Origin of the sequence: Pseudomonas sp. 9AZ (assembly GCF_902506525.1) — a bacterium.
In the GTDB taxonomy this organism is placed as follows: Bacteria; Pseudomonadota; Gammaproteobacteria; order Pseudomonadales; family Pseudomonadaceae; genus Aquipseudomonas; species Aquipseudomonas peli.
Map to the genome: position 1 here is coordinate 1 of NZ_LR733841.1, position 2,077 is coordinate 2,077.

Consider the following 2,077-nt stretch of genomic DNA (forward strand, 5'->3'; position numbering starts at 1 on the left):
GCTCGCAGTGCATTACTAGAGCAGCTAGCACATGCGCAGCACCTTATCCAAAAGCATCAGCCTGACCGGATGGTGATCCTAGGGGGAGACTGTTTGGTCGACTTGGCACCTTTCGCTTACCTCAACGAACGGTATGACGGGGAGTTGGCAGTTCTCTGGGTCGATGCCCATCCGGATGTCATAACACCCAAAGATTTCCAGCATGCGCATGCAATGGTCATGGGCAACTTGCTAGGCGAAGGCGACCCGGATTTCGCGAGCGCTGTAAGACGCCCGCTCAAACCCGAAAACGTCATGTATGCCGGGCTGCAAGAAACCATGGACGTAGAAACAGCCACTATTGAACGTCTTGGCTTGCGAAGCGCCAGCGCATCTGATTTGGCCAATACGAGCGAGCCCGTGCTGCGCTGGTTGAAGGAAACGGGAGCCAAGCACCTCGCCATCCACCTTGATCTTGATGTTCTGGATCCGAACCTCTTCCGTTCGCTCCTGTTTGCCAAACCTGATATCCCTGAAAACACCTTCGATGGAATCGCTCAAGGAAAGATGACCATCCAGCAAGTGGTTCGCTTATTGAGCGACGTAGGCCAAGTAGTCGACGTGGTCGGACTTGGAGTGGCCGAGCACTTGCCATGGGACGCGCTGGCATTGAAAAACATGCTGGCCGATTTGCCATTGATTGGAAGTTCATCGAATCATTGATCAAGAACACTCAGTCAATAGAGCCGGGCATTCAGGCGCAGCCGCCGGACTTTGCGTAGAACAAGCGCGGCTCCTGTGCCCGCGACCCCGATCCCACTGGACATCGGTTGCGTCTAAGCCACTAGGATGAGGGCTAATTCAAGCCAGCTTGAGTTCATCTCAGCGCGCCGATTCCGAGCCTACTTTTTCTACTCGATCTGCCATAGGAATAATGATGAAAGCCCTCGTTGTTACCAAGTTCGGCGCTGAGCCACAGATGGCTATACAGCAACGCACAGCGCCTTCAATAAAGTCTGGGTATACGCTAGTGAAGATGCATGCAGCTACCGTCAACCCGCTGTCTAATCAAGTTCGCACAGGGATGGTCAGCACAGCTACTGCTCCCATCGTATTGAGCAACGATGGTTCAGGCACAGTAGAGCAAAGCGATCAATTCATACCGGGAGCCCGAGTGGCTATTTATGGGGGAGGCCAACTGGGGATTACCGAAGACGGCCTGCAACAGGAGTGGGTACTGGTCGAAAACAAGCGGATCATTGCGCTGCCGGACAGTTATAACCTCGATGAAGGGGCAGCTCTCCCTATCAATTACGTAACAGCACACCAAGCATTGACGCGCGTCGGACGAGTCAAACCTGGCGAAACCGTGCTGATATCAGGAGCATCGGGCGCGCTCGGTCATGCGCTGATTCAGATGACACTTGCCCTGGGCGCAACCGCGATCGGGGTAGTTTCTAACGCCAAAAAGGCCCAGAGCGCTCTCCAGTCAGGGGCGGAAAAAGTCATTGATATATCTACTCAAAACATCAAAGATGCGGTTTTAAGCGCTACTGACGGACAAGGCGCTGACATTGCATTTGATCCTGTTGGTGGCCCGATTCTAGGCCAGTTACTGAGCGCCGTCCGAACCAGGGGTGCAGTAGTGTCAATCGGATTTGTCGGCGGTGTAAGCGCAAACATTGATGTCGCCGACGTGGTGATCTATGAGAAGAAAATTCTGGGCTACGATGCCTGGCTGGAAACTGAGTCAGATGTTTCCAGCGCGCTCAAATCGATCCAAGAGTTCATCTCACAGGGGGCAATCCGCCCTACCATCGATAGCACCTTTACGATGGATCAATTCGAAGCAGCATACGAGAGATTAGGCTCTCGCCAAGCAACAGGAACTATCGTTATGCGTCTCTGAACATCTGCGTCTCTAAGTTTTGGCGTACCTGCCTGCTCTAGCATTCAGAAGCCGCTGACGGTGGATAACCCTTCAGGTGACGCATGTGCGCTTGAAAAGCAGACTTAGCTTAAAGGGAGTTTTCCAAGCATTGCCGGAGTTTCCCTGAGCGCGGCGTTAAGCACGGCATGCACTCGGCCAATACCCGAC

The 2,077-nt window shown here is 53.5% G+C and carries 2 protein-coding genes; both read left to right on the forward strand.

Going from position 1 to position 2,077, the window contains the following annotated elements; translation table 11 throughout:
* On the forward strand, positions 1 to 702 hold a 702-nt coding region (locus ALTER154_RS20795), incomplete at its 5' end, for an arginase family protein (RefSeq protein ID WP_160090244.1).
* Between the two features lie 214 nt (positions 703 to 916).
* Positions 917 to 1,888: a zinc-binding alcohol dehydrogenase family protein gene (locus tag ALTER154_RS20800; RefSeq protein WP_178126373.1), complete on the forward strand. Its 972-nt coding sequence runs from the start codon at positions 917 to 919 to the stop codon at positions 1,886 to 1,888.
* Positions 1,889 to 2,077 lie beyond the last annotated feature (189 nt).